1 protein-coding gene is annotated in these 2,775 nt (G+C 69.3%); it reads left to right on the top strand.

From position 1 onward, the window contains the following. Nucleotides 1-136 precede the first annotated feature (136 nt). Nucleotides 137-2,775: penicillin-binding protein 1A (locus MBTS_RS22590; RefSeq protein WP_192216542.1), on the top strand; the 2,639-nt coding region annotated here is incomplete at its 3' end.

Here is a 2,775-nt window from a genome sequence, read left to right as displayed (position 1 = left end):
GGGATCGAGGGTGGGGGTGGCTCCGGACAGGTCTCACCATATTCGGCACCACCCCCACCTCCAACTCCTCCCCACAAGGGGGAGGAGAGTGCCTCCACCGACCCTGCGTGATTGAAACTCCGGTGCCCGCTCCTCGATGAACATCATCCTGATCAAGCTGTTCGCGACGGCGCTGACGCTCAGTCAGGTGACGACGCGGCCGGATGCCGTGAAGACACAGTTCGATCCGGTGGCCGACAAGGCCCAGGTGGTGCAGATCCTGCGCGACGGCTGCGCCCATATGCGGAAAGCCTTCGACATCGAGGACATCAACCTCGACGAGCTGATCTCCACCGCCATGGAGGACCCCTCGGCCATCGCCGGTGCCTCCGCGCCCAAGCTCCTGCACGGGCTCGATATCGGCGAGCTCAACACGAGCTACCGGCAGTTCTGCAAGGGCGAGAACCCGTCGAACTCCCCCTTCGACGCGGCCGAGGTCATCGCCTTCTACAACAAGGCCGTGTCCGATCTGCCCTCGGCCCAGGACCTCAAGGACCGCAAGCTGCCCGGCGCCAGTCTGATCCTCGACGGGGCGGGCAAGCGCTACGCCGAGACGTTCGAGGCCAACGGGCGCCGCCTCAGCGTGCCGATCTCCGACGTGCCGGTGATGGTGCAAAAGGCGTTCGTGGCGGCCGAGGACAAGCGCTTCGAGACCCACAAGGGCATCGATGAGCGCGGCGTCATCCGGGCCTTCATCGGCAACCTCGCCTCGCCGGGCCGGCCGGCCGGCGGCTCCACCATCACCCAGCAGGTGGTCAAGAACCTGTCGGTGGGCGACGACGTCACCTACGAGCGCAAGATCCGCGAGATGATCGTGGCCTCGCGCCTGGAGCGGATCCTCGGCAAACCGCAGATCCTCGAACTCTACCTCAACGGCATCTATCTCGGCCGCGGCTCCTACGGGATCGAGATGGCCGCGCGCAGCTATTTCGGAAAGTCCGTGGGCCAGCTCACCGTGCCCGAGGCGGCATTGCTCGGCGGCATGCCGAAGGGGCCGAACTTCTACAACCCGGACAAGTATCCCGACCGCGCCAAGGAGCGGCGCGCCTATGTGCTGGCGCGGATGAAGGACGAGGGCGTCATCACCGAGGCGCAGCTGACGGAGGCGGCCAACGCGCCCCTCGGGTTGAAGCCGATCGAGACCACGCGGCGGGATTCGGGGTTCTACTTCGTCGATCACCTCACCCGCGAGGCGCGCACCTTCGCGGGCATCGACTCGCTCACCTCCGCCTCCCACGTGGTCCGCTCCACCATCAATGCCGGCCTTCAGACCGCTGTGGAATCCGCCCTGCAGGACGGGCTCGCCAATTACGAGCGCGCCACCGGGCGCCAGCGCTACGAGGGGCCGGAATTCAACCTCGCCGACAGCATCGCCAAGCTCGGCGGGGCGACGCCCGCCGTGGAGGGATCGGTCCAGTCGGTGCCGCTCGTCGTCGGCGGCGAGGCGAAGCCCAGATCGGCCACGGACAAGCCCGCCCCGGCTTCGGCCGCCGGGCCGAAGCCGGTGCCGCAGAAACCCGTCTGGCAGCGCGCCCTGGAGAGTGCGCGGCCCGTGCTCTACGACGTGCATTGGCCGCTGGCCGTGGTGCTCGAATCCGGGCGCGGACCGGTAAAGGCGGGGCTCGCCGACGGGCGCATCGTCAGCCTCGATCCCGGCATCGCCAAGGGCCGGCTCCAGACCTACGACGTGGTGCGGGTGAAGTTGCGCGACCCGAAGGCCAAGGCTCTCCGCGCGGATCTGCGCGTGCGTCCCTCGGTCCAGGGCGCGGCCCTGGTGCTGGAGAACCGCACCGGGCGCATCCTGGCCATGGACGGGGGCTTCTCCTATCCGTTGAGCCAGCTCAACCGGGTGACGCAGACCGTGCGCCAGCCCGGCTCGACCCTGAAGCCGCTGACCTATCTCGCCGCGCTGAATGCCGGCCTGCAGCCCAACACCCTGGTGATGGATGCCGGCGTGACCCTGCCGCCCATCGGCGGCGTCGGCCAGTCCTGGAGCCCGAAGAACTACGATGGCGGCGGGTCGGGTGCGACGACCCTCCGGCGCGGGCTCGAATTCTCGAAGAACCTCGTCACCGCGCGCCTGCTCCAGGGCGGCATCGCCGACACCGCGCCGGCGAGCCTCACCCGCATCTGCGACCTCGCGCTCGAAGCGCAGCTCTACGCCGAATGCGAGCGCTACTATCCCTTCGTCCTCGGCTCGCAGCCGGTCCGCATGGTCGATCTCGCCGCCTTCTATGCCGCCGTGGCCAACGAGGGCGCGCGGCCGGCGCCCTACGCCCTGGAGGCGGTGGAGCGCGACGGCACGGTTCTGTACAAGCGCGAGCCGAAGGAGCCGGTGCGGATCGGCTCGGCCGACAGGGTGGCCTTCTATCAGCTGAAGACCATGCTGCAGGGCGTCACCAACCACGGCACGGCGGCGGCCCTCGCCCGCTTCTCGGGTTCCATCGCCGGCAAGACCGGCACGTCCGAGAACGAGAACGACGCGTGGTTCGCCGGCTTCACCAACGAGATCACCATCGTGGTGTGGGTCGGCTACGACAATGCCGACGGCACCCGCCGGACCCTGGGACGCGGCCAGACCGGCGGGCATCTCGCGGTGCCGATCGCCGGCACGATCCTCCAGGCCGCCTGGGCCAACGGCGTGGCGCGCACCCCCCTCGCCCCCCCCTCCCCGGAGCCGAAACCCCTGTCCGCCGCCCTGCCCATCAACCCCCCCAGCTCGCAGCCGCGCTCCGG

This window comes from Methylobacterium bullatum, assembly GCF_014845095.1.
Lineage (GTDB): Bacteria > Pseudomonadota > Alphaproteobacteria > Rhizobiales > Beijerinckiaceae > Methylobacterium > Methylobacterium bullatum.
Note: the sequence above shows the minus strand (reverse complement) of the source record. Positions and strands in the feature narration are given on the sequence as shown.